At 56.7% G+C, this 24917-nt stretch carries 28 protein-coding genes; 11 read left to right on the forward strand and 17 right to left on the reverse strand.

All coding sequences use genetic code 11. From position 1 onward, the window contains the following. The first annotated feature begins 78 nt into the window (after window positions 1–78). Window positions 79–222: a hypothetical protein gene (locus ACR6AS_RS03310; protein WP_167498268.1), complete on the forward strand. Its 144-nt coding sequence runs from the start codon at window positions 79–81 to the stop codon at window positions 220–222. A 37-nt stretch (window positions 223–259) separates the two neighbouring features. Continuing rightward, window positions 260–433, forward strand: a complete 174-nt coding sequence (locus ACR6AS_RS03315; protein WP_199559963.1) for a hypothetical protein — start codon at window positions 260–262, stop codon at window positions 431–433. Here the strand turns inward: ACR6AS_RS03315 and ACR6AS_RS03320 are convergent. Next, window positions 421–1584, reverse strand: coding sequence for a glycoside hydrolase family 1 protein (locus ACR6AS_RS03320; protein ID WP_293773976.1), 1164 nt, complete (start codon window positions 1582–1584; stop codon window positions 421–423). The genes ACR6AS_RS03315 and ACR6AS_RS03320 overlap by 13 nt on opposite strands. 152 nt (window positions 1585–1736) lie before the next feature. Between ACR6AS_RS03320 and ACR6AS_RS03325 the strand changes: the two genes are divergently transcribed. Next, window positions 1737–3197 (forward strand): phospholipase D family protein, encoded by a 1461-nt coding sequence (locus tag ACR6AS_RS03325; RefSeq protein WP_434161112.1) that lies wholly within the window; start codon window positions 1737–1739, stop codon window positions 3195–3197. A gap of 174 nt (window positions 3198–3371) precedes the next feature. Here ACR6AS_RS03325 and mdoC read toward each other — a convergent pair whose 3' ends face one another. Further along, window positions 3372–4505 carry a glucans biosynthesis protein MdoC gene (mdoC, locus tag ACR6AS_RS03330; RefSeq protein ID WP_111138608.1) on the reverse strand — a complete coding sequence of 378 codons (1134 nt, stop codon included), beginning with the start codon at window positions 4503–4505 and terminating at the stop codon, window positions 3372–3374. A 267-nt stretch (window positions 4506–4772) separates the two neighbouring features. On the opposite strand from mdoC, the gene ACR6AS_RS03335 reads away from it, so the two are divergent. The 3 genes from ACR6AS_RS03335 (at window position 4773) to ACR6AS_RS03345 (ending at window position 9217) form a co-directional block, all read left to right on the forward strand. After that, complete coding sequence (locus tag ACR6AS_RS03335; RefSeq protein ID WP_199559964.1) at window positions 4773–6308, forward strand: glucan biosynthesis protein G; 1536 nt, start codon at window positions 4773–4775, stop codon at window positions 6306–6308. Next, window positions 6301–8850, forward strand: a complete 2550-nt coding sequence (gene mdoH / locus ACR6AS_RS03340; protein ID WP_111138609.1) for a glucans biosynthesis glucosyltransferase MdoH — start codon at window positions 6301–6303, stop codon at window positions 8848–8850. Before ACR6AS_RS03335 ends, mdoH begins: the two co-directional genes overlap by 8 nt. 127 nt (window positions 8851–8977) lie before the next feature. Further along, window positions 8978–9217, forward strand: coding sequence for a YceK/YidQ family lipoprotein (locus ACR6AS_RS03345; protein WP_111138714.1), 240 nt, complete (start codon window positions 8978–8980; stop codon window positions 9215–9217). Here the strand turns inward: ACR6AS_RS03345 and ACR6AS_RS03350 are convergent. The 3 genes from ACR6AS_RS03350 to ACR6AS_RS03360 form a co-directional block, all read right to left on the reverse strand. Further along, the gene (locus tag ACR6AS_RS03350) at window positions 9208–9609 is read right to left on the reverse strand and encodes a MysB family protein (RefSeq protein WP_111138610.1); all 402 of its coding nucleotides are present in this window, start codon (window positions 9607–9609) and stop codon (window positions 9208–9210) included. The genes ACR6AS_RS03345 and ACR6AS_RS03350 overlap by 10 nt on opposite strands. A gap of 131 nt (window positions 9610–9740) precedes the next feature. Then, window positions 9741–10007: a hypothetical protein gene (locus ACR6AS_RS03355; protein WP_111138611.1), complete on the reverse strand. Its 267-nt coding sequence runs from the start codon at window positions 10005–10007 to the stop codon at window positions 9741–9743. A gap of 529 nt (window positions 10008–10536) precedes the next feature. Next, window positions 10537–11460 (reverse strand): Kdo(2)-lipid IV(A) acyltransferase, encoded by a 924-nt coding sequence (locus tag ACR6AS_RS03360; RefSeq protein WP_111138612.1) that lies wholly within the window; start codon window positions 11458–11460, stop codon window positions 10537–10539. A gap of 253 nt (window positions 11461–11713) precedes the next feature. On the opposite strand from ACR6AS_RS03360, the gene trhO reads away from it, so the two are divergent. Continuing rightward, window positions 11714–12763, forward strand: a complete 1050-nt coding sequence (gene trhO, locus ACR6AS_RS03365; RefSeq protein WP_111138613.1) for an oxygen-dependent tRNA uridine(34) hydroxylase TrhO — start codon at window positions 11714–11716, stop codon at window positions 12761–12763. 39 nt (window positions 12764–12802) lie between these two features. On the opposite strand, the gene ACR6AS_RS03370 is transcribed toward trhO, so the two are convergent. The 9 genes from ACR6AS_RS03370 to grxB form a co-directional block, all read right to left on the reverse strand. Next, complete coding sequence (locus ACR6AS_RS03370) at window positions 12803–13378, reverse strand: YceI family protein (RefSeq protein ID WP_434161116.1); 576 nt, start codon at window positions 13376–13378, stop codon at window positions 12803–12805. A gap of 1 nt (window position 13379) precedes the next feature. Continuing rightward, complete coding sequence (locus tag ACR6AS_RS03375; protein ID WP_434161118.1) at window positions 13380–13955, reverse strand: cytochrome b; 576 nt, start codon at window positions 13953–13955, stop codon at window positions 13380–13382. 296 nt (window positions 13956–14251) lie between these two features. After that, on the reverse strand, window positions 14252–15364 hold the full coding sequence (solA, locus tag ACR6AS_RS03380) for an N-methyl-L-tryptophan oxidase (RefSeq protein WP_293773987.1): 1113 nt from the start codon (window positions 15362–15364) through the stop codon (window positions 14252–14254). A 94-nt stretch (window positions 15365–15458) separates the two neighbouring features. Beyond that, window positions 15459–15710, reverse strand: a complete 252-nt coding sequence (bssS, locus tag ACR6AS_RS03385; RefSeq protein WP_111138617.1) for a biofilm formation regulator BssS — start codon at window positions 15708–15710, stop codon at window positions 15459–15461. 242 nt (window positions 15711–15952) lie between these two features. Next, window positions 15953–16225: a hypothetical protein gene (locus tag ACR6AS_RS03390; protein WP_111138618.1), complete on the reverse strand. Its 273-nt coding sequence runs from the start codon at window positions 16223–16225 to the stop codon at window positions 15953–15955. A gap of 144 nt (window positions 16226–16369) precedes the next feature. Continuing rightward, window positions 16370–16615, reverse strand: a complete 246-nt coding sequence (gene dinI / locus ACR6AS_RS03395) for a DNA damage-inducible protein I (protein ID WP_111138619.1) — start codon at window positions 16613–16615, stop codon at window positions 16370–16372. A 62-nt stretch (window positions 16616–16677) separates the two neighbouring features. Continuing rightward, window positions 16678–17721 (reverse strand): dihydroorotase, encoded by a 1044-nt coding sequence (gene pyrC, locus ACR6AS_RS03400; protein ID WP_111138620.1) that lies wholly within the window; start codon window positions 17719–17721, stop codon window positions 16678–16680. A gap of 133 nt (window positions 17722–17854) precedes the next feature. Then, window positions 17855–18418: a lipoprotein gene (locus ACR6AS_RS03405; protein WP_111138621.1), complete on the reverse strand. Its 564-nt coding sequence runs from the start codon at window positions 18416–18418 to the stop codon at window positions 17855–17857. A gap of 113 nt (window positions 18419–18531) precedes the next feature. Then, window positions 18532–19179 (reverse strand): glutaredoxin 2, encoded by a 648-nt coding sequence (gene grxB, locus ACR6AS_RS03410; protein ID WP_434161121.1) that lies wholly within the window; start codon window positions 19177–19179, stop codon window positions 18532–18534. Between the two features lie 275 nt (window positions 19180–19454). On the opposite strand from grxB, the gene rimJ reads away from it, so the two are divergent. The 4 genes from rimJ to murJ all read left to right on the forward strand — a co-directional run bounded on the left by rimJ (window position 19455) and on the right by murJ (window position 23282). Next, on the forward strand, window positions 19455–20048 hold the full coding sequence (rimJ, locus tag ACR6AS_RS03415) for a ribosomal protein S5-alanine N-acetyltransferase (RefSeq protein WP_111138623.1): 594 nt from the start codon (window positions 19455–19457) through the stop codon (window positions 20046–20048). A 13-nt stretch (window positions 20049–20061) separates the two neighbouring features. Next, window positions 20062–20700 carry a DUF480 domain-containing protein gene (locus ACR6AS_RS03420; RefSeq protein ID WP_418797293.1) on the forward strand — a complete coding sequence of 213 codons (639 nt, stop codon included), beginning with the start codon at window positions 20062–20064 and terminating at the stop codon, window positions 20698–20700. A 1-nt stretch (window position 20701) separates the two neighbouring features. Then, window positions 20702–21622: a Gfo/Idh/MocA family protein gene (locus ACR6AS_RS03425; protein WP_111138625.1), complete on the forward strand. Its 921-nt coding sequence runs from the start codon at window positions 20702–20704 to the stop codon at window positions 21620–21622. A 121-nt stretch (window positions 21623–21743) separates the two neighbouring features. Further along, complete coding sequence (gene murJ, locus ACR6AS_RS03430) at window positions 21744–23282, forward strand: murein biosynthesis integral membrane protein MurJ (protein ID WP_418802395.1); 1539 nt, start codon at window positions 21744–21746, stop codon at window positions 23280–23282. A gap of 61 nt (window positions 23283–23343) precedes the next feature. Here the strand turns inward: murJ and flgN are convergent, their stop codons facing one another. From flgN to flgA, 3 genes are all read right to left on the reverse strand, one after another. Next, the gene (gene flgN / locus ACR6AS_RS03435; RefSeq protein WP_111138627.1) at window positions 23344–23775 is read right to left on the reverse strand and encodes a flagellar export chaperone FlgN; all 432 of its coding nucleotides are present in this window, start codon (window positions 23773–23775) and stop codon (window positions 23344–23346) included. 5 nt (window positions 23776–23780) lie between these two features. Continuing rightward, the gene (gene flgM / locus ACR6AS_RS03440; protein ID WP_111138628.1) at window positions 23781–24083 is read right to left on the reverse strand and encodes a flagellar biosynthesis anti-sigma factor FlgM; all 303 of its coding nucleotides are present in this window, start codon (window positions 24081–24083) and stop codon (window positions 23781–23783) included. A gap of 104 nt (window positions 24084–24187) precedes the next feature. Next, entirely contained in the window at window positions 24188–24847 is a 660-nt protein-coding gene (gene flgA / locus ACR6AS_RS03445) for a flagellar basal body P-ring formation chaperone FlgA (protein WP_111138629.1), read from the reverse strand. Between the last annotated feature and the right edge of the window lie 70 nt (window positions 24848–24917).

Raw genomic sequence — 24917 nt, forward strand, 5'->3', positions numbered from 1 at the left:
AAAGAAACAGACGGTTAACGCCCTTTCCTCTACACTGTCTCTCACCGCCCGGCGGACCCTTTTTTTCACAGGACAGTTATGTCGTTACCCTTGCCGCCCGACGATCAGGACGAGCCGATCCGCCAGTCCCTTGATGATGCGCACTTCGCGATTGTGGTGCTTGCGGTGACCTCCGTAACGCTTATAATCTTTGTGCTCATGATTACGCTCTGGATGAGCTGACACGCACAGCTTCAACGGATTGAATGAGGAGAAGGCGATGGACTCCGGAGATGATAAACTGATCGCAATTATTGGTTTACTGGCGGCCTGTCTGATCGGGGTAACGTTCCTGCTGACGATGGTCTGGCTGACCGACATTCGTCATCCTGTCGATCCCTCCCTGGACGTTCACTCCTGTACTCCCAAAACAAACCGGGCTCAGCACGCCTGATTTCGGGTGGTGAATTTAATCTGCTGACTGCGCAGTACCAGCGCTAACGCCTCATGCAGGTTGCGATTGCCGTTGGGATCGGCGAGTCCCAGCAGCGGACCGGGCGAACGCCGATCGTCGGCCCAGGCGGGATACTCCACTACCGGATAGAGCGAAATGCCCTCCACCGCGATGCCCTGATCCAGCGCCACCGTCACATTCTCTGCAACCTCCTGCAGCCAGGGCGCGCGTGCGTCACCCTCTGCGCCGGTTTCGGCGATCAGCATCGGGCGCTGATAACGCTCCCAGCAGCGGGCCAGCAGAATATGCAGCGGCACCCGCTCCGGGTCGGTCAGTGACATCGGCTGATCGGGGAAAAACCAGTGATTATCGGGATAGTAGTTCAGGCCGAGAATATCCAGACACGCTTCACTGCCGCCCAGCTCCTTATCGATCCGGCCCGCCAGCATATCCCAGGCTTCAAACTGCGCCTGATGCTGCGCATCGGCCCGGGGTTTACTGTCCGGGTTGTCAGGATGATGGGCAATCTGCACCAGTGGATCGGTCAGAACAAAGCGCGCATCGGGGTAAACCTCACGGATGGCATGAATCGCGGCCAGTGAGGCGCGGACCAGCTGACGTTTCAGCTCCCTGCCACGCCGGGCGGCATGAGGATTAAACCAGGCGACCTCCGCCCCGGCCCATGACCAGAAGGAGATCTGATTGATTGGGGTAAAGAAGGGGCGCTCAATGCCGCGGTCACGCATCAGCAGGGCCATCGCGCGGGCGAAACGGCAGAAGTGATCAACGAACTCCGCCTTCCAGATGTTCAGGTGGTCGGGGTAGCCGAAGTGGGCCAGCTCCCAGATGATCTCTATCTGCTGACGCTGTGCGGCATCCACCATCGGCAGAAAGCTCTGCCAGTCATACTGACCCGGGATTTTCTCGATCAGATGCCAGCGGGCGCCGTCGCGCGCGGTAAGCAGATGCTGGGTGGCCAGGGCGGCGTAATCTTTTTCCAGCAGCATGTCGTGTCCGCTGCTGATGACCATGTCGAGCCGTTTGCCGGGTGTGCGACAGGCGGCAGAGCAGGGAAAACTGCCCTGAAAAAAGCTGCGGAACAGGCTGGGATGGTAACGCGGGCCGGTATCTGTAAGGGGGTGATGAGACATATTCCTCTCCTGCCGGCCATTGCCGGTCACAGATCGTCCGGTTAAGTCTAGACTAAAAAACGCCCGCAACTTTCACTCATTCGGAACAGCGGTATAGCGCCAGCGGTCGGACCGGGGAATAATAAAATAACAGCATCTTACAGGGAATTGTCATGACCGAAGCGTTTGAGCTCTCCCAGTCATCGGAACGTGCCAGCTGGCTGCAAAACCGGCTGGAACCCGTGTGTCAGCGCCATTCTGGGCTGAGCGGCATTCATCAACTCAGCGACGGACTGGATGCGTTTGCCGCCCGCTACCTGCTGATACAGAAAGCAGAGCGATCTCTCGATATTCAGTACTACATCTGGCAGAACGATCTTTCGGGCCGGTTGCTGTTCAGCGCCGTGCTGGAGGCCGCCCGGCGCGGGGTAAAGGTGAGGCTGCTGCTGGATGATAATAATACGCCGGGCCTGGACGACACGCTGGCGCAGCTTAACCGTCATCCCGGTATTGAAGTGCGTCTGTTTAATCCGTTCTCTTTCCGCACCCTGCGCGCGCTGGGTTATCTCACCGACTTCGCCCGGCTGAATCGCCGGATGCACAATAAAAGTTTTACCGTTGATGGGGTGACAACCGTGGTAGGCGGTCGCAACATTGGCGACGAATATTTCGGCACCGGCAATGAACCGCTGTTTGCCGATCTCGACGTGATGGCGATTGGTCCGGTAGTGAACGAAGTGGCCGACGATTTTGAACGCTACTGGCACAGCAAGCCAGTGTCGCCGCTACAGCAGGTGCTGGATGCCGGGGAGCCGGAGGAGGACAGCGTCAGTCTGCCTGCCGCGTGGCGTCACAGTGAACCGGTGCAGCGCTATCTGAAGCGTCTGGAAAACGCGTCGCTTCTGCAGGAGCTGGAGACGGGTACGCTGCCCCTGACCTGGGCCCGCGCACGTCTGCTGAGCGACGATCCGCGCAAGGGGCTGGGCAAGGCGCGCGCGCGGACGCTGCTGCCGCAGCGGATGCTGGAGGTGATCGGCACGCCGCAACATCAGTTCGACATCATTTCCGCCTATTTTGTGCCGACCCGCGCGGGCGTGGCCCAGCTGCTGGCGCTGAAGCGCAAAGGGGTCAAAATTGCCATTCTGACCAACTCGCTGGCGGCTAACGATGTCTCGATTGTCCACGCCGGATACGCCAAGTGGCGTAAAAAATTGCTGCGTCACGGGATTGCACTGTATGAGCTGAAACCGCAGGCGACCCTGCAGGATGCCCCGCACGACCGGGGATTAACCGGTAATTCCGGCTCCAGCCTGCATGCCAAAACCTTTTCGGTGGATCAGCAGACGCTGTTTATCGGCTCGTTTAACTTCGACCCGCGATCGGCGATGCTGAATACCGAAATGGGGCTGGTAATCGAGAGTGCGGCGCTGGCCGGAGAGACGCATCAGCGTTTCAGTCAGTCGATGCGTGACCGGGCCTGGACGCTGCGGCTGGATAAGTGGGGGCGGGTTAACTGGCTGGAGTATCCGGGCGAAGCGCAGCAGATTGTGCACAAACATGAACCGGGCTGCTCCTGGTGGCAGCGGCTGCAGGTGCGATTAGTGTGGCGGCTGCCGATTGAGTGGCTGCTGTAAGCGCCTCGCGGCCTCAGTGAGCCTGCATCCCGGCAAAAAACGCAGAACCTGCCATCCTGGGCAGGCTCAGTAAGGGCGATTGCGCCCCTCATCCCTGAGAGGCGGCTGGCGCGAGCGCCCGGCACGTTAAGTCTCTGCACGCTTTGCCTTAAGGCCGGAAGTCACGGCTCGCGCTTATTGCGCCTGTTTACGTTCAGATTTCCCCGAGAACAGGAAGCGCAGCAGCGGGATGCGCAGATGGATCTCATAGAGCAGAAACGCGATGCCAAATACCATCAGCAGACCCATGAAAAAGCCCAGCGTGTTATTTTCAATCCGTGGCGTGACATAGATGCCATACAGCAGCGTCAGCGGATGGTGCACCAGATAGATAAACAGCGACGCGTTGACCAGATACAGGATGCGCGGCGAATGGGAATTGAGCAGCTTGTGACCCAGGCAGAAGCAGACGTTCAGCATACAGAGCCCCATCAGCGTCGTGATAATGGCATCCGTCTCATATAACCAGCCGTCGCCGCTGCCCAGACGCTGATTGGTGCAGTAGGCGACAAACAGCAGCAGCGCGCCGAACCACATCACCGGATTAAACCGCACAAACAGCGCCTTCAGCGGTGGATGCTTCCACGCCAGCGCCCCCAGCATAAAGAACGGCAGATAGAAGAGGGTCTGCATCACCACGATGTTGAACAGGCCATCCATCAGCCAGTTGGGCTGGAAGATAAACACCAGACGACGGAACAGACACCACACCAGCGCCCACGCCAGCACGCTGCCCGCCAGGGCACCCCAGCCGACCCGTGAGTAGTCGATTGTACGGTGCTGATCGCGCAGCCAGCGAAACGTCACCATGCCCAGGGTGGTGAGCATCACCAGCACGACCAGGAACCACAGGTGTGAGATCAGCTCCCACATCAGGTTGTTAAACTTCTGATAGGGGGTGAAGCGGGGCCAGTCAGCCAGTTTATCGGTCCAGGCCTTGAGCATGAAAAACTGCGGCAGGGTGATGAGTGGAACCGCCGTCAGCATCGGGATCCCGACCCGCTCCAGCCGCACCTTCAGGAAACGCCGTGGCTGATAGCGCAGATAGAGCATGTAGGAGAAGTAGCCCGAGATGACAAAAAAGACCTGCATGCGGAAGGAATGAATAAAATCATTCAGCAGCGTCAGCCACAGTGACGCCTCCTGGCTGTTCACTGCCCATTTCTGCGCAGAGTAGATGAGGGAAACGTGAAACGGAACCCCCAGTAACATCAGACAGGCGCGAATGGAGTCGAGGAAGTATTCACGTTCAGGTTTTACAGTACTCATAAAGTTCCAGTTCGTTAGTACGGTTGGCCGGTTTCACCCTGAAACCGGATTATCATCGGATGAAATTCTAGCTGCGATAAAGCGGGTATACTATCAGTAGAATCCGGAGTGTCTAATTGTCCTAAACTGGCGTTAAGCCTGCTGAAATGCAGGAACAATCTTGCGCATAAGCTGTCGGAAAACCGAATAATCCTTTAAGATAAACGGGTTTGATTTAAGCACACGAAAGGGGGGGATGTGCTGACTAAAGAAAAAAATAAAGCCGGACTGATGAAGGTACGCTGGATGGGTACTGCGGTTCTGCTGGCGTTGTATGCCAACAACAGTTGGGCGTTTAATATTGATGATGTCGCAGTTCAAGCCAAAGCGTTGGCAGGGAAAAGCTTCGAAGCGCCTAAAAGCAATTTACCCTCTCAGTTTCGTGAAATGAAATTTGCTGACTATCAGCAAATCCAGTTTAACCACGATAAAGCGTACTGGGGCAAACTGCGCACGCCATTTAAGCTGGAGTTCTATCACCAGGGGATGTACTTCGATACCCCGGTGCAGATCAACGAGGTGACCGCCAGCGCGGTGCGCGAGATTAAATACAACCCCGATTATTTCAATTTCGGTAACGTAAAACATGACGCCGATGCGGTGAAAAACCTCGGTTTTGCCGGTTTCAAAGTGCTTTACCCGCTGAACAACAAGGGTAAAAGCGATGAGATCGCCAGCTTCCTGGGTGCCAGCTACTTCCGCGTCATCGGTGCCGGTCAGGTCTATGGCCTGTCTGCGCGTGGACTGGCCATCGACACGGCATTGCCGTCCGGTGAAGAGTTCCCGCGCTTTAAAACGTTCTGGATTGAACGGCCGAAGCCGCAGGATAAACAGCTGGTGATCTATGCGCTGCTCGACTCGCCGCGTGCGACCGGCGCGTATCGCTTTGTGCTGCGTCCGGGTGAGGCGTCAACCGTAGACGTACAGTCGAAGGTTTACCTGCGTGACAACGTCGGCAAGCTGGGGATCGCCCCGCTGACCAGTATGTTCCTGTTTGGTCAGAATCAGCCGTCTGCGGTGAACAATTTCCGTCCGGCGCTGCACGATTCAGACGGTCTCTCCATCCACAACGGCAATGGAGAGTGGATCTGGCGTCCGCTGAACAACCCGCGTCATCTGGCGGTCAGCACCTATACCATCGAAAATCCAAAAGGCTTTGGCCTTCTGCAGCGCGGACGTGACTTCAGCAACTATCAGGATCTGGATGATCGTTACGACCTGCGTCCAAGCGGCTGGGTTGAACCGTTAGGCGACTGGGGTAAAGGCCGGGTGGAACTGGTTGAGATCCCGACGGCGGATGAAACCAACGACAACATCGTTGCATTCTGGACGCCGGAGAAACTGCCAGAGCCTGGCAAAGAGATGAACTTCAAATATCGTCTGCACTTCTCGCGCGACGAAAATCAGCTGCACTCTGACGATATCGCCTGGGTCAAAAATACCCTGCGTTCGGCAGGCGACGTGAAGCAGTCTAATCTGGTGCGTCAGCCGGATGGCACTGTGGCTTTCACCATCGACTTCGTGGGTAAAGACATGAGTAAGATGGCTGAAAACAGTCAGGTTGCGCCACAGGTCAGCGTTGGCAAGAATGCCGATGTGGTTGAGCAGAGCGTACGTTATAACCCGGTCACCAAAGGCTGGCGTCTGGTGTTGCGTCTGCGCGTGAAAGATGCCAAACAGTCCACCGAAATGCGGGCGGCGCTGGTCAGCGGCGACAAGACATTGACGGAAACCTGGAGCTATCAGTTACCTGCCAATGAATAAATCGACTTTTACACCTCAACGTTATGTGGACTCTCTGCCGCTGGATGCGGCAGGGAAGGCACGTCTCAGCGGTTCTTTACAGAATGCCGGGGCGTTCCACTTCATCCATGATGCGCTGGGCAGGGATGTCGCCGCCAGCGATCGCCCCGACGATGCACCGTTAAAATCGGTCTCATCGCGGGTTGAAATGGCCTGGCCGGATTCACTGGCCGACGGCCAGCAGCTGGGCAAGGATGATCTCGATCGCACCACGCTGAAGGCGATGCCGAAAGTCAAACGCTCCCTGATGTTCCCGGAAGCCTGGCGAACCAACCCGGTCGCCCGTGCCTGGGACTCACTGCGTGGACACAAAACGGTACCGCGTTACGCCAATGCGGAAGAGCAGCGTGCAGAAGAGAAGTGGCGTCATGTCGGTTCGATTCGCCGCTATATCCTGCTGATCCTGACCCTTTTCCAGACCGTGGTCGCCACCTGGTACATGAAGAGTATTCTGCCGTACCAGGGCTGGACGCTGCTGGATCCGATGGAGATGATCAACCAGAACTGGCAGCAGTCTGTGATGCAGATTCTGCCGTATGTGTTGCAGACCGGTATTCTGTTCCTGTTTGCGATCCTGTTCTGCTGGGTCTCTGCCGGTTTCTGGACGGCTCTGATGGGCTTCCTGCAGCTGCTGATCGGACGGGATAAATACAGTATCTCCTACTCGACCGTCGGGGATGAGCCGCTGAATCCGGCGCATCGGACCGCGTTGATCATGCCTATCTGTAACGAAGATGTGGAGCGTGTTTACGCGGGTCTGCGTGCGACCTGGGAATCCGTGGTTCGCACCGGTAACGCCGATCACTTCGATGTCTACATCCTGAGCGACAGCTACGATGCGGATATCGCCATCGCCGAACAGAAAGCCTGGATGGAGCTGGTGCGCGATGTCGGTGGCGCAGGCCGGATCTTCTATCGCCGTCGTCGTCGTCGTGTGAAGCGTAAAAGCGGCAACATCGATGACTTCTGCCGTCGCTGGGGCAGCAACTACAGCTATATGGTCGTGCTGGACGCCGACAGCGTCATGAGCGGTGAGTGTCTCACCGGCCTGGTGCGCATGATGGAAGCCAACCCGAACGCCGGGATCATCCAGTCGTCGCCGAAAGCTTCCGGTATGGACACGCTCTATGCGCGCTGTCAGCAGTTTGCGACCCGCGTCTACGGTCCGCTGTTCACCGCCGGTCTGCACTTCTGGCAACTGGGCGAGTCGCACTACTGGGGTCACAACGCCATTATCCGCGTGAAACCCTTTATCGAGCACTGCGCACTGGCGCCGCTGCCGGGTGAAGGCTCGTTTGCCGGTTCCATCATGTCGCATGACTTCGTCGAGGCTGCGCTGATGCGTCGTGCCGGCTGGGGCGTCTGGATTGCCTACGATCTGCCAGGCTCCTATGAGGAGCTGCCGCCGAACCTGCTGGATGAGCTGAAACGTGACCGCCGCTGGTGTCACGGTAACCTGATGAACTTCCGCCTGTTCCTGGTGAAAGGGATGCACCCGGTTCACCGCGCGGTGTTCCTGACCGGTGTGATGTCCTATCTCTCGGCGCCGCTCTGGTTTATGTTCCTGGCGCTGTCTACCGCCCTGCAGGTGGTGCACACGCTGATGGAACCGACCTACTTCCTGCAACCGCGGCAGCTGTTCCCGGTCTGGCCGCAGTGGCGTCCGGAGCTGGCCATCGCGCTCTTCTCGACCACGATGGTGCTGCTGTTCCTGCCGAAGATGCTGAGCGTGGTATTGATCTGGTTTAAAGGATCGAAAGCCTATGGCGGCCCGCTGCGCCTGCTGGCGTCGCTGGTGCTGGAAACGCTGTTCTCGGTGCTGCTGGCACCGGTGCGCATGCTGTTCCATACGGTCTTCGTGGTCAGCGCCTTCCTGGGCTGGGAAGTGGTGTGGAACTCGCCACAGCGTGATGATGATGCGACGCCGTGGAGAGAGGCATTTAAACGTCACGGTTCACAGATGGCACTGGGTCTGGTGTGGGCGATTGGTATGGGCCTGCTGGATCTCAATTTCCTCTGGTGGCTGGCACCGATTGTCTTCTCACTGATCCTGTCGCCGTTTGTTTCGGTGATGTCGAGTCGCGCCACGCTGGGGCTTAAGAGCAAGCGCGCGAAGCTGTTCCTGATCCCGGAAGAGTACGCACCGCCGCAGGAGCTGGTGGACACGGACCGCTATCTGGAGCTGAACCGTGAACGCGCACTGGAAAATGGCTTTATGCACGCTGTGTTCCACCCTGCGTTCAACGCGCTGGCCACGGCGCTGGCGACCTCACGTCACAAGCAGAGTCAGTTACTGGACTATGCCCGTGACCGTCGTGTGGACCAGGCGCTGAGCGATACGCCGGAGAAACTGAGCCGCGACCAGCGTCTGCAGCTGATCAGCGACCCGGTGGTACTGGCCCGCGTTCACACCCGGCTGTGGGAAGAGGCGGACAAGTATCATCAGTGGGTGGAGAGTTATCAGAAACTCTCCCTTAACCCTCACGCGCTGAAAAACGCGTAACCTGAAAAAGCGGCAGCGATGCCGCTTTTTTTTCGGATAAAAACCGGCACACAGTGGTAGATTGAGGTCTTACCGTCACCGCAACGCGTGTGACGACGTTAACGGCTGTCCGGGGCGGGTATCAGTGGTGAAAGGGTTTTTGAAGGCGGGCCTTATCGGTGTAGCCGTGCTCTGCTTAAGCGGCTGCGGCAGTATTATCAGCCGCACTTTTCCGGGGCAGGGGCACGGTAATCAATACTATCCCGGCGTGCAGTGGGATATCCGCGACAGCGGATGGCGGATCCTGACGATCCTCGACCTGCCGCTGTCGCTGGTGGTGGATACCCTGTTGCTACCCGTGGATGCCCGGCACGGGCCTTACGAGTAGCTGCGATCGGAATCGCTGTTGTCGTCTTCCCACTCCTGGGCCGCAGCTTCACCCTCTTCGGTGTCCAGCGGCGGTTCCAGCTGGAATTCTCCATCATCCCACTCATGCAGGGTGTTTTCCGCTAACCACTCCTGACGCAGTTCCACTTCGTCAAAGTCAGCATCAAAAATGGCCTGAGCGGCTTCACCGCTGCGGTATGGCATGCACTCCCCGGTATCCCCTTCATCTTCCAGGAACTCAGCCTGCCACATGATATCGCCATCCTGCATTACATACTTTTGCAGACCAAACTGGCTGATCGATGCATCCTCTTCCTCAAGCTCCGGGTGATTCGCGAGGAACTCTTCTCGTGCAGCATCAATGGCTTCCTCTAACGTACTGTACATGCTCATTGCGCTTCTCCTTTACGGGTTCATTGACTGCGGGTTGATTTGATTTCAGTGAAGGATAGACGAAATTCAGGGGAGGGAAAGGCGCGGGCAGTGCAACTGGCGGGAAATAAGTCATTTCTCGCCAGTGAGCATCAGATCATCTTTTGCGGAAAGTGCAGAACCGGCTGAACAGACTCATGGATCACTGGCGCTGAGTAGCGGATACAACATTTTATACAGGGCTTCACCTTCTTAAAATTAATTCTGGCGATGGAAAGCGCCTGACTCAGATTATATAACGTACCGATAAAGATCACCGAATCCTTATCCGGCATCCGTTTGCACCCTTTACGATGGAGGAAGTGATAATTTTCCTGATCGGTGCCGATAGTAACGTAATAGTAGAGACCTTTATTCATATTATCTGTCCCGTTAGAGGTTTGCTGTGTGTGCTTTTTTTATAATTTTGTCAGAACCGTTAAAGGTCTGACGGTTAACCCCGAAATTACCGGGAACGATGAATTTCTTCAAATGCCATAACGGTCTATCGGGCTGTTAAAAAAATGTAAAATGGAATATAAGCCAAATCAGGTCAGCAATTCACTGTAAAATAAGTTAATTTTCATCAATTCATAAGAGGCGGGATACCATTAAGCGCGGCTAAATAGGATTAGGCCTGGCACGGGAAATAATCAGCACCAGAGTAAATTAAATATATTCTGCAGCAGGCGTAATGAATTAAAAGCCGAAAGGCACACATGCCGCCTGCGCTATTCTGAATTGATAAGACGATGTTATTTTAAACCCGCAGTGGGGCGGTTAATTATGCGTATGTGTATTTATGACTGGCTCTGCTGATGAATGAGAAAGAGGGCGGGACTGATTTATCTGGCAGGGAATGGCAACAGAAGCGCGCCAGATGCCTGTCAGACATCTGGCGCGAAAAGACTAATAACGCGAAGGTTCGCCTTCCGGGCGCGTTTTGAAACGGCGATGGAGCCACATGTACTGTTCCGGCGCCAGCAGCACGCCTTCCTCAACCACTTTGTTCATTCTGGCTGCGGTGACTTCGTCGCTTTCCAGGGTAAATTCACCGCTGATATCAGGCAGAATCATCAATTCATAGCCGCGACCGTCAGGCAGACGACGAGGCACGAAAGGAATGACGGCGGGCTTACCGGTACGGATCAGCAGATGCGTACCCACCGTGGTGGCGGCCTTTTCGACGGCAAAGAAGGGCACAAAGACGCTGCTGCGCGGACCATAGTCGTGATCGGGTGCGTACCAGATAATTTCACCCTGCTTCAGAGCGCGGATCATCCCCTTGAGATCTTTACGATCGATCATGCTCTTATTCGACCGCATCCTGCCTTTAACCTGCAGCCAGTCGATCAGCTTATTGTCATTCGGACGGTAAACGCCAATCCCGGGATTGTGGATACCAAACATGCGTGCACCAATTTCCAGCGTCAGAAAGTGCATGCCGATAAGCAGAATGCCGCGCTGGCTGTCGTGAGCCTGCTGAATATGCTCCAGACCTGAAGGCTTGTGCCATTTATTGATCCGCCAGTCGGGCCAGAACCACGCCATACCGGTTTCAATCAGGCCCATGCCGACCGATTCAAAATTGTGCTTGATCATCGCTTCGCGTTCATTCACCGGCATATCCGGGAAGGTTAATTCCAGATTCCGGCGGGCGATGCTGACGCGGCGCTTCATAAAACGCATCCCGATGCGGCCAATATTGCAGCCGAGAACATAGAGCAGGGGATAAGGAAGTAGCACCAAAAGATAAAGAGAAGCGACACCCAGCCAGGCCAGCCAATAGCGCGGGTGAAGCAGTTCTCGTGAAAACTGAGGCAACTGAGTCATATGAAGGTTAATTTTCCTGCGTCGCGCACCGTGCGGTGCTGATATTTCATTAATTTCTGCCATTGTGCCAGTTTTTATCGTGCGCATAAATATCGGTGACAGCACAGCCGACTGCGTAATCAATGCCAACAGCCCGGGTGTGATGATAAAAACAGCAACTGACGATCATTCCCGACACCGGCCTTTGCATCTTAGTGAAATCAGGTATCATGTTGCCGCTAAATTTCACCTATTGATAACAGGAAAGAACACCATGCCAGTGTTACATAACCTCGTTTCCAATAAAGAGCTGAAGGCGCGCATGCTGGCTGAAACGGAGCCGCGCACGACAGTCTCTTTTTATAAGTATTTTCAGATCGCCGATCCTAAAGCCTTTCGCGACGCGCTTTATGTTGGTCTGACCGCGCTCAAAGTTTTTGGCCGAGTCTACGTGGCGCACGAAGGGATCAATGCGCAGATCAGCGTGCCCGCCAGTCAGTACGAAAAGATGAAAGCGTGGCTCTATGCGTTCGACCCGGCGCTGGATAATCTGCGGATGAACATCGCCCTGGATGATGATGGGAAATCGTTCTGGGTACTGCGTCTGAAAGTGCGCGATCGCATCGTTGCCGATGGGATTGAGGATGAGACGTTTGATGCCAGCGATGTGGGCCACTACCTGAAAGCGGCCGACGTTAACGCCATGCTGGACGATCCTGACGCGCTGTTTGTGGATATGCGCAACCACTACGAATATGAAGTGGGCCGCTTCGACAACGCGCTGGAAGTGCCAGCTGATACGTTCCGCGATCAGCTGCCGATGGCGGTTGATATGCTGAAGGATAAGAAAGACAAGAAGATCGTCATGTACTGCACCGGCGGTATCCGCTGTGAAAAGGCGAGTGCCTGGATGCGCCATAACGGCTTTGAGGATGTTTACCACATTGAAGGCGGTATTATCGAGTATGCCCGCCGTGCCCGTGAGCAGGGATTACCGGTTCGCTTCAAAGGCAAAAACTTCGTGTTCGATGAGCGTATGGGTGAGCGGATCTCCGATGATGTGCTGTCGAACTGCCATCAGTGCGGTGAACCCTGCGATACCCACGTTAACTGCGTGAATGACGGCTGTCATCTGCTGTTTATCCAGTGTAAAGCGTGTGCAGAGAAGTTTGAAAACTGCTGTAGCCCGCTCTGTCAGGAAGAGGCAAAACTCTCGCCGGAAGAGCAGCGTGCCCGCCGGGCAGGACGTGAGAATGGTAATAAGATTTTTAACAAGTCCCGTGGCCTGTTAAACATGACGATTCCCGCGCCGCAGAAGAAATAAGCGTGGCCGCCTGAAGTGCGCTTCAGGCGGCTTGCCGTTTTACTGACGAATTCCTTCAACCGAGATCATCAGCTGAACCTTCTGTGAAGCAGGCCCCAGATCTTTGGTGATATTAAAATCCTTCAGGGCAATTTCGCCTTCCGCTTCAAAGCCTGCGCGATAGCCGCCCCACGGATCTTTTCCTTCGCCCAGCATTTTCGCGTCCAGCGTCACCGGTTTCGTCACGCCGTTCAGCGTCAGATCGCCGGTAATCTGCAGTTCATCGCCCTCTTTTTTCACCGCTGTCGATTTGAACGTCGCCTGCGGGTTTTTGCTGCTGTTCAGAAAGTCCGCGCTGCGCAGATGTTTGTCACGCTCGGCGTGATTGGTATCGACGCTGGCAGTATCAATCGTCACCTCGACCTTGTCTGCCGCCGGGTTCTTCTCATCAAAGGTAAAGCGGCCATCAAAGGTTTTAAAGGTGCCATACAGCCAGCTGTAACCCAGGTGCTGAATACGGAACTGGATAAAGGCGTGCTGGCCCTCCTTGTCGATTTTATAGTTTGCCGCATGGGCGCTCAGTGAGCCAAGCAGCAGGCTGGCGCTGGTCATCGCCAGTAACGTTTTCCTGAACATATTATCTATCCTTTTCAAGGGGAGTGGAGAGAGGGTAACCGGACATTCGTTTCAGGGTAATGTCGCGGTCGACGAAATGGTGTTTGAGCGCCGCGAGCCCATGCAGAACCGAAAGAATGACCACTGTCCAGGCGAGCCAGAGGTGAATATCGCCCGCCAGATCGGCCTGTTCACCTGCACCGCTGAACAGGGCGGGCAGAGTAAAGAGGTTAAAGACGGTGATGGGCTTTCCGTCCGCGGTGGAGATCAGATAGCCGCTAATCAGAATCGCCAGCAGCAGGGTGTAGAGCAGCAGGTGCGCCACCACGGCGCTGATGCGCACCAGCGGCGAATATGAGCTGAGCGGTTCTGGCGGCGGAGAAATAACGCGCCACAGCAGGCGAACAATCAGCGTCAGAAACAGGATCACGCCAATGCTTTTATGAATCTCCGGGGCGTCGTGATACCAGTTGTCGTAATAGCCAAGACCGACCATCCATAATCCCAGCGCAAACATGGCATATATCGCCAGCGCCATTGTCCAGTGCAGCAGCACAGCAATCAGTCCGAACTGATGAGAGGTATTCCGTATTAACATAATGAGGCGTTCACAGGGAAATAATATGAAATAAGCATCTACATTATGAAATATAAAAGCAATCGTCCTTACGCTTCTATAAATTCTGGCGTGGCCCAATAAATGACTGAATAAAAGTCGGGATAATGCGCAATATTATTGAATGAGAATTTTCCAGGACAGGACGCGGTCAACGAAATAGCGGGGAAATTAACATTAAGGGCGAAACAGCCGTGCCCTTATCTGTCAGTAATAATCAGGTTTCGTCAATTTTTGTCAGCCGGAGGCGTGCGTGACGATCCCCTCCGGCTGCAATATCAGAAGCGGGAAAGTCGGAAGGGCGTTAAATCAAAGGAGAAGGGTTTTCCCTGAGCAAATTCCGCCGCCAGCTCGCCTAAGACGCTGGCAAATTTAAACCCGTGTCCGCTGAGACCGGTAATCACCAGCCGATCGGGTTCCCCCGGCAGGGTATCAATAATAAAATCTTCATCCGGACTGAAGTCATAGCTGCACGCTTCACCGTGCAGACAGACGCCCACTCCCGGCAAAAACTGACGCAGGAAGCTAAAGGCTTCGCTGCCATCGGAGGCGACAGTGCCAAAGGGTCTGCGATCCTCTGGCTGCTGCATCCGCTGGCCGCCATCATGACGGCCCACTTTCAGGGCGTTGTTATCTGCCGGGAAACCGTAGAACTGGCTGCCGTCGCGCATCTCCACGGTAAAACCGGGGAACTGGTTATTTTCACTGTAGCGGCCATCGGCCTGATACCAGGCAAATACTTTGCGGGTCGGGGCGACCGGCAGATCCGGAACCAGTTTTCCGACCCAGGTGCCCGCGCTGACCAGCATTTTACGCCCCCGGTAGACACCATCCAGCGTAGTCACCTGCTGCAGGTCGCCGTCGCGGCCCAGCGCGGAAACCGGGCAGTTGAACAGCTGCGCACAGCCTGCCTGTTCGGCCAGCTGGATCCAGCTGCGAACCGCCTGTTCGCATTTCAGAAAACCGGACTGCGGTTCGAATACGCCCAGATAACCCTCCGGCACGTTAATCTGCGGCCAGCGTTTGCGCACCTCATCGGGCTGCATCACCTGAATATTGAGCTGCCAGCGGGTGGCGCTGTCGATGACGTTGCGGATAAACGGCGACGCCTGCGGGGCCAGGTTTAGCACGCCACTGCGATGCATGATGCGTTCACCAGCCTGCTGCTCCAGCTCATCCCACAGCGTCTGCGCCCGCAGCACCAGCGGAACATAGCGTTCGCCTTCGCCATAAGCGTGACGAATCAGGCGGCTCTCGCCATGATGAGTGCCCTGCTGATGGGGAGGGTGGGCACTGTCGATCATCAGCACCGATAAACCCGCCTGGGTGGCATAGTAGCCTGCCGCCGCGCCCACCGAGCCGCTGCCAACGACAATAAGATCATAAATCATGATAACCACGCTCTAAGAGTCAGATAATCAAAAGCATACCAGAAACAGAAACGAAAAAGGCACCCCTGAGGGTGCCTGTCTGATGTGGCAGAAATTAATGCTTACTGAGGAGTCGCTCTATCTGTTCGGCTGATTCTATCTTGGCAATCCCCGCTTCGAGGATCGAGATAAACTGCCTTGCCACATCCGTTGTCAGCCAGTAGGTAGGGCCAACATCCGCTTCTTCTTCTTTTTGATCCTGCGACGACAACGAGTGCAGGCGGATCATCATGGCGTCATAACTGTCAACGGTACTGATATCCCAGCCCACCAGCGGGTGAGTCTGAATCACATCTTTTCTGTCCATTATAACCTCCTTATTACTCGTTAAACGAAGTGCATGGTGAGGTTCAATGCGGCTTTTTTATTCCAGTCGAAAAACAATTATAACAGTAATCCCGGGTATCACTGTTTAAAAAGTGCCGTGAAACAGCTTCTCACAGAACATTCGTGTTTAACAGGCCGGAGATGAAAAATAAAATGCCTGACGGGCAGGCATTTTTATCATGATTCAATGGACAGGCAAAAAGCGGATAAGGCCAGATCGGATCAAAGCGTCGGCGTTTCCGGCACGATGCCGCCGCCACGTCTCTGAACGCTTTCTGCCAGACGGGCAAAGTGCTGCTGGAGCTGCTCATCGTGATTCTGGTTCTGGGCTTCCAGCGACAGATTATGCGCCAGCAGCTGGCTGGCCCGATCGTCAAGACAGAACATCAGACTGGAAAAGGCATTTTCCAGCACCGTTAAACGACGCTGCTGGTCGCCAATCAGTGCCAGCAACTCACCAAAGGTCATCGCCTCTTCTGGTTTATCAGTAGTCATGGTGTCGCATCTCCTGTTATGCGTGACGAGCGCAAGCATAGGGCATTGATCATTCAGAGTCTAGATGCTGGGCGGGGGAAGCGCGAGAGGGGAGAAAAGATAAAAAAACCGGGTGGCGACACCCGGAAAAAAACACAGTGGCGGTTAATCAGTAATGAACCAGTCGTCAGCGCTTTCCCACGTCTGCTGCAGGATCTCGCTGATCTGGTCGCGCGTCTCTTTTCCACCGCCCAGCACGCTGAGATTGTTGGTACTGGCGTAACGCACCTTGACGTGGTTGGTCGAGTCAGGGAACTGTTCATCGATGCGGCGCGACAGCTCGTCGCTTAATGCTTCGATTGCGCCAGCAGGAAGAGGTCGGGTATTTGATACGGTAATTTCAACGCGCATAACAGCCTCCGGTTAAGATACTGTATATATTTACAGTATCCGCAGGCCGGAGGCAAGCGAAATTATGCGATGCGCCAGTTCAGCGTCTCACCGGCCAGGAACGGCACCAGTGAGTGGCTGCCCAGAGCGATGGTGTCCGGCACCTGCCAGGTTTCACGCACCAGCGTAATTGTGCCTTCATTCAGCGGCAGGCCATAAAAACGCGGGCCATTCTCCGAACAGAACGCCTCAAAGTGCTCCAGCGCCCCCAGCTCTTCAAATACGGTGGCGTAGGCGGGCAGTGACGTCGGCGCATTAAATACCCCGGCACAGCCGCAGCTGGACTCTTTGAGATGGCGCAGATGCGGCGCGGTGTCGGTGCCCAGGAAGAAGCGTGGATGGCCGCTCGCCACCACCTTGCGCAGCGCCTCCTGATGCACGTTGCGCTTGAGGATCGGCAGGCAGTAGAGATGCGGACGGATGCCGCCCACCAGCATGTGGTTACGGTTAAACATCAGATGCTGCGGGGTGATGGTCGCCCCCAGGTTCTCATCGGCAGCGGCAACGTAGTCCGCGGCATCCTGGGTAGTAATATGCTCCATTACCACTTTCAGCGCCGGGAACTGGCGGCGCAGCGGCTCCATCACCGTTTCGATAAAGCGCGCTTCACGATCAAAGATATCGACATGCGCCGCGGTCACCTCACCGTGCACCAGCAGCGGCATGCCCAGCGTCTGCATCCGCTCCAGCACCCGCGCAATCGAGGCGATGTCGGTCACGCCGTGGCTGGAGTTGGTGGTCGCGTGGGCCGGATAGAGTTTGGCGGCAGTGAACAGACCGGCGGTGAAACCGCGCTCAAGCTCATCCGGGTCGAGGGAGTCGGTCAGATAGCAGGTCATCAGCGGGGTAAACTTATGATCGTCGGGCAGTGCCGCCAGAATACGCTCGCGATAGGCTTCCCCCGCCGCAACGCTGGTCACAGGCGGCACCAGGTTTGGCATCACAATGGCACGACCATTTACCGCGCTGGTATAGGGCAGGACCGTTTTGAGCATCTCATCGTCGCGCAGATGAATATGCCAGTCGTCAGGGCGACGCAGGGTAAGTTGCTGAGGGTGTGCTGTCATCAGTGAAGCTCCGGCAGAAGAGAAAACAAAAGGCGTGTTTTGGCCGGGGTCTAAGCATAAGGATTCAGGCAACCGTTTGCACCTGCTTTTTATGCAGAAAAGAAAAACCGCGCCAGAGGCGCGGCATTCGGGCTTACTGCGTAAAAGGGATCACCAGCTCGCCAGGCTTCACTTCCAGCCCTTTCGCGAACCGCTTCGCCAGCGACTCGCCTTTGCTGCGGTCGGCGCTGAGCACGTAGGCGGGCTTCTGATCAAAATAGCTCTTCAGCGACTGATTGAGGTAGGGGGTCAGCGTCTTCATGATCGCGGCCATTTTTTCCGGTGCCACCTGCGCATCGGTAATCTCCAGATCGCGCAGATAGATGGCACCCTGTTGCGGATCGTAGACCGGCTGAGCCCGCATCTTCAGCTGCATATCGGCCTGCTGTGGCCCGAACAGCGAGGTGACGTTGATTTTGGCACTGCCGGAGAGGGTCACTTTGCCCGGCTCTTCGCGACCAATCTGACTGCTGAGATTGTTCAGCACGATGTGCGCGTTAACCAGTCCGGAAACGCCAATATCTTTCTCATAGTTGTTATGCTTCTGCAGCGCCTGGTTAACTTCCTGCTCGCTGATGGTGTATTGCATCAGCTTATTACAGCCGCTCAGCAGCAGGGCGAACAGCAGGGCGGTCAGCCCGAAAAAAGCCTTTTTCATCGATCGATATCCTGAATATCAGAGCCAGTAAACAGGCCATAGCCTGCCTGAATGTAGGGCGGGTGTCATCAGGAAAGGGATGAGAAACGCCGCAGCGCCTCTCATCTGGCGGGTCAGTGGGCGATGGACGAGAGCAGATTGACCTGGGTCTGTTTTGCCATGTTATCGCGATAGTCGGCGACCCGGGCGGGCCAGTCGATACCGGCTACCAGCGTCAGCGAGCGCAGCAGGGGGAAGAGGCTAAAATCGTCTTCCGATAGCTCGCCGTTGACCGCATTGGGCTGGACGATAAGCCTGTCGAGCTTGCGCAGGTCATCGCTGACATTTTTGATCAATCCGGCCGAATGGCTCTTCAGTGCGGCAAAGTCGCCTATGCTCGCCTGCTTTTTCGTGCGGAAATAGTTGCGCGCCTCTGGCGTAGCAAACTCGGCAAACGCCGCCTCTGCAATGCGTGGCAGTAGCAGCTTGTTCACATAGCTGTTCATGTGACGCAGCCAGTCGGCGATGGCCGGATTCAGCGCGCCGGTGATCAGCGGCGCGTGATCCTGTTGATCCACGTAGTGGACAATCTCCATGCTCTCCGGCATGGCGCTGCCATCCTGCTTCTGCAGAATTGGCACCATTTTTTTGCCAACCAGACGGACTGGCGTCTCTTCATCATCGTTGAGCATCACCACCAGCTCAACCGGCACATTTTTCAGACCAAAAATCATGCGCGCTTTCACGCAGAAAGGGCAGTGGTCATAGATATAGAGCTTCATCCTGATCTCCCGTATAGCAGGTTTAGGGTTTAACAGCATGAATCAATTCATGCTGTTTTGCGGACCCATAAAAAGTATGGAAGAGATTAGTGGACAGGGCAAACCGGGGTCGCGGGCGGCCAGCAGCGTCACCGTCGCAGGTGGCGATAACCGTGCGAAATCAACCGCTTTATGGCAGAACCGCAGTAACGTTTTACCCTAGCCCGGGTGGCGGTTATAGTGAAGGCCGGGTAATGACGGCTCATCTCTATCAGCCATTGATTTCAGGAGTCAGGATGTTTGGCTATCGTTCTGCCGCGCCCAGGGTGCGCTTAACCACCGACAGGCTGGTGGTTCGTCTGGTTCACGAACGTGATGCCTGGCGAATGGCAGATTACTATGCGGAAAACCGCCTTTTTCTCAAACCGTGGGAGCCGGTGCGCGATGACAGCCACTGCTACCCCTCTGGCTGGCAGGCGCGACTCGGCCTCATTACTGACCTGCATAAACAGGGGTCGGCCTTCTATTTCATTCTGATGGACAGCGAAGAAACCGAAGTGCGGGGCGTGGCGAACTTCAGCAACGTGCTGCGCGGCTCCTTTCACGCCTGTTACCTTGGCTATTCACTGGGTGAAAAGTGGCAGGGCCAGGGACTGATGTTCGAAGCACTGCAGGCGGCTATCCGCTATATGCAGCGCCAGCAGCATATGCATCGCATCATGGCCAACTACATGCCACACAATCAGCGCAGCGGCGATCTGCTGGCGCGGCTCGGGTTTGAAAAAGAGGGCTACGCGAAAGATTATCTTCTGATCGACGGGCGCTGGCAGGATCACGTACTGACGGCGTTAACCCAGCGGGAATGGACGCCTGACCGGCGTGGACACTAATGAGGATGCGAACATGAAGATGGCTTTATCGGCACAGGCGCAGCGGGTGCTGGGCTGCCTGCTGGAGAAGCAGGTCACCACGCCGGAGCAGTATCCGCTGTCACTGAATGGAGTAGTGGTGGCCTGCAACCAGAAATCGAATCGCGAGCCGGTAATGGAGCTAAGCGAGAGTGAGGTGCAGGATCAGCTCGATCAGCTGGAGAAGCGACATCTGATCACCGCCAGCAGTGGCGGCGGGCAGCGGGTCATGAAGTATGGGCAGCGTTTCTGCAACTCCGCCTTTGGCGCGCTGAAGCTGAACAGCGCCGAAGTCGCCATCCTCACGCTGCTTTTGCTGCGCGGGCCGCAGACGCCAGGTGAGCTGCGCACCCGCAGCGGACGGCTGCATGACTTCAGTGATGTCAGCGAAGTTGAACAGACGCTGGAGGCGCTGATGCAGCGTGACGACAGTGCGCAGGTGATGAGGCTGGCGCGCGAGCCGGGCAAGCGCGAAAGCCGCTTTATGCATCTGCTGGGTGACGAGAGTGAGACGCCCCCGTCTGCAGCGTCAGCGGAGATACAGGACGATCTGGCGGCGCGCGTTGCCACGCTGGAAACCCAGGTCGCCCGGCTTCAGGCCCGGCTTGATCAACTGCTGTCACCGGAGAGCTGAGATGAGCGTACGTATTGGCGTAGTGGGACTCGGCGGGATTGCGCAGAAAGCCTGGTTGCCGGTACTGTCGGCGGCAACGGACTGGACGCTGGTGGGTGCCTTTTCCCCGAACCAGACCAAAGCCCGTCCAATCTGCGACAGCTATCGCATGCACTGTTTTGGATCGCTGGATGACTTAGCGGCGGCCTGCGATGCGGTGTTTGTCCACAGCAGCACCGCCACCCATTATGAGGTGGTCAGGACACTGCTGCTGGCCGGAAAGGATGTCTGCGTCGATAAGCCGCTGGCCGACACGCTGGATCAGGCAGAGGCGCTGGTGGCGCTGGCGGAAAAACGGCAGCGTAAACTGATGGTGGGGTTTAACCGCCGGTTCGCGCCGCGCTATCAGCAACTGCGGGCGGAAATGGCAGGCGCGGCGTCGCTGCGGATTGAAAAGCATCGCAGCGACAGCGTCGGGCCGCAGGATCTGCGTTTTACCCTGCTTGACGACTACCTGCATGTGGTGGACACCGCACTCTGGCTGGGCGGCAAACCCTTTCGTGAGGTTCAGGGGCGCATCGATACCAACGAGCAGGGGCAGATGCTCTATGCCGAACATCACTTCTCGCTGGCAGGATTGTCGATCACGACCAGCATGCACCGGCGCGCGGGCAGTCAGCGCGAACGGGTCAGCGTGGTGGGTGCAGGAAAGTGTATCGACATCAGCGAGATGCGTGACTGGCAGGAGGAGCAGGGCGGTCAACTGCTGATCCCGCCGCCCCCTGCCTGGCAGAGCCATCTGGCTCAGCGCGGCTTCAGCGGAGCCGCCCGCCATTTTATCGACTGCGTACAAAATCAGACGAAGCCTGAAACCAGCGGTGAGCAGGCGCTGATGGCGCAGCGCGTGGTGGAAAAACTGTGGCGCGATGCGACCCGTGAATAACGCCTTGTAACACTCCGTGCTGGTCATTTCCGGCTGTGGCAGTAGACTGTCGCCGGGCACCTTTTGGTGTCCGCGCTAATTCTCCTTTTTTGCTGATTCTTTTCAGGATGCGCCGTCAATTATGAATCTGTTGAAATCGCTGGCAGCGGTCAGTTCCATGACCCTGTTTTCCCGCGTTCTGGGCTTTGCCCGTGATGCCATTGTGGCGCGGGTGTTTGGCGCCGGCATGGCGACCGATGCCTTCTTTGTTGCCTTTAAACTGCCCAACCTCCTGCGGCGTATCTTCGCCGAAGGTGCCTTTTCCCAGGCCTTTGTGCCTATTCTGGCTGAATATAAAAGCAAACAGGGTGACGAGGCGACAAAACTGTTTCTGGCCTACGTCTCCGGTCTGCTGACGCTGGTCCTGGCGCTGGTGACCGTGGCGGGCATGATTGCGGCTCCCTGGGTCATCATGGTGACGGCGCCGGGTTTCGCCGACAGCGCAGATAAGTTTGCCCTGACCAGCTCGCTGCTGCGGGTAACCTTTCCTTACATCATGCTGATTTCGCTGGCCTCACTGGCGGGGGCGGTGCTGAACACCTGGAACCGCTTTTCGGTGCCTGCCTTTGCGCCGACCCTGCTGAACGTCAGCATGATCGGGTTTGCCCTGTTTGCCGCGCCGCACTTCCATCCGCCGGTGATGGCGCTGGCCTGGGCGGTGGTCGCGGGCGGGGTGCTGCAGCTCGGCTATCAGCTGCCTCACCTGAAAAAACTCGGTATGCTGGTCCTGCCGCGCCTGAACCTGCGTGACGCGGGCGTCTGGCGGGTAATGCGCCAGATGGGCCCGGCCATTCTGGGCGTCTCGGTCAGCCAGATCTCGCTGATTATCAACACCATCTTCGCCTCGTTTCTGGTGTCGGGATCGGTCTCCTGGATGTACTACGCGGATCGCCTGATGGAGTTTCCGTCGGGGGTGCTGGGCGTGGCGCTGGGCACCATCCTGCTGCCGTCGCTGGCGAAGAGTTTTGCCAGCGGCAATCACGATGAGTATTCACGGCTGATGGACTGGGGCCTGCGCCTCTGCTTCCTGCTGGCGCTGCCCAGCGCGGTGGCGCTGGGCATGCTCTCCGGCCCGCTGACCGTGGCGTTGTTCCAGTACGGTAAATTCACGGCATTTGATGCGGCCATGACGCAGCGCGCCCTGATCGCCTATTCGGTCGGCCTGATGGGCCTGATCGTGGTGAAAGTGCTGGCGCCAGGTTTCTACTCCCGTCAGGACATCAAAACTCCGGTTAAGATCGCCATTATTACGCTGATCATGACGCAGATGATGAACCTGGCGTTTATCGGTCCGTTAAAACATGCGGGCCTGTCGCTGTCGATTGGTCTGGCGGCGTGCCTGAATGCGGCGCTGCTCTACTGGCAGCTGCGCAAGCGGAAGATCTTTATGCCGCAGCCAGGCTGGGGCAGTTTCCTGATTCGTCTGCTGATTGCGGTAGTGGCGATGGCAGGGGCGCTGTTTGCGGTGCTGCAGTGGATGCCGGCCTGGGAGCAGGGCTCGATGCTGTGGCGCCTGCTGCGTCTGGCGGCGGTCTGTGCGGTCGGCGGTGGCGCGTACTTCCTCGCGCTGGGGCTGCTGGGCTTCCGGCTGCGCGACTACGCCCGCCGCACGGCGGTGTAACCCGCTGCGAAAGCAGATAATAAAAAATCCCGCATCAGGCGGGATTTTTTATGTCCGGATTTCAGGCTTTGCGACTCAGCGTCGCCAGGCCTTTTCCCCGACCATCCGGGCCATAAAAGGCCTGGGTCTGATGCGGCTTCAGCACATTAAGCGCCTCTTCGGTATAGCGGATCTGATGTTGCAGCAGCAGGCCATTATGCACATTGGCATCCTGCAGACGACGGGTATGCTGCTGGATGGTCTCCCAGCGGCGCGCCATGTCGTTCTGACCACGATAAGGTGCGGATGTCGCCTGACTCTGTTCGGCGGTCCGGCGCATCTCATCCAGATAATTCAGCGTAGTGAGCAGCGCACTCTTATCTTCGGTAATACGCTGCAACAGATGGCTGTTAATGCTGCCCGCTGCCAGCTGCTGCTGCTCTTCTTCCAGCACAGCGGAGAGCGACGCCAGCACATCCTGCATCTTATCTAATGTGGTCTGCAAATTACTCATGGGAATTAATTACCCTCTAAATACGCTTTAGTGTCGGCAATCAGCGCATCGGCGATTTTGCCGGTATCCATCTTCAGTTCGCCATTGCGAATGGCGGTTTTCAGTTGTTCAACGCGCTCGACGTTAATGTCTTTGCTGCTCGGCTGCATCAGCTGTGACTGCGCGCTGCTCAGGCTGACCTGGGCTGCCGCAGGCGCGCTCGCGACCGGGCTGGCACTCTGACGCACCTTGCTGCTGCCAGGCTCGCTGTTATCACGGCTCTGTACGGTGCTGGCGGGTTTCAGAGGTTGCGTTCTGTCAATGCTCATATTCGGGCTCCTGTAGGGTCAGGGGAAGTCTGCCACCTGAATCATAATAGCGTAATCGCTTTGTTGATTCTTCTATCGGCAGCATGAGGGGCTTCTTTAACACTTTACAGCGTTATAAGAATATTCCCATCCTCGCGCACCTTACCGCTGACAATCTGGCCATTTCCCATCCTGACCCGCACCCACTGCGATCGGGCGGCATTGTTGAGCGCCTGCCCCTCGCCACTGGCATCAAAACCGTCGCCGCTGGCAATCACAATCACGTTCTGACCGGCCTTGACCCGCCACGGCTGACGCAGCGTGGAGGGGTTAATCGGCTGACCGGGCTGTATATCGCGCAGCACCACGGCATCGGCAACGGCGTCGCTGTTCAGCAGGGCGCGGGCGGGCAGGGTATCCAGGCGGCCTGTCTGCAGCGTGAAGTCGCTCTCGCTGACGCTGCTGCCACGGCTCAGCAGACGGTTTGCCACCAGGTAGGTGCCGGTCACCTGCACCTGTACCTGAAGATAACGACGGTTCTCACCGCAGTTGGCCGCCACGCTCATATTGCCCCAGAGCCGGCTGTTGCCGGGCAGGCTGAACTGCGGTGACTCACAGGCGGGCCACTGCTCCTGCGGCGTGCGAATCACCACCACCATGCCAGCAGCATGCTGCACGTCACGCGCTTTAAAAAACTGATTCAGTTGTGCCGTGAGATCCCCGGCAGAAGCCGGCAGGGCGATTGCGACCAGCAGGCTGGCCAGCAGAGTCAGATATCGACGCATTTTGCATCTCCTCACCGATAATGCCGACGAGTGTACCCCTTCCCGAAAATCCTCAAGAGTTAAAATAGCG

Origin of the sequence: Pantoea phosphatilytica (assembly GCF_051025615.1) — a bacterium.
GTDB lineage: Bacteria > Pseudomonadota > Gammaproteobacteria > Enterobacterales > Enterobacteriaceae > Pantoea.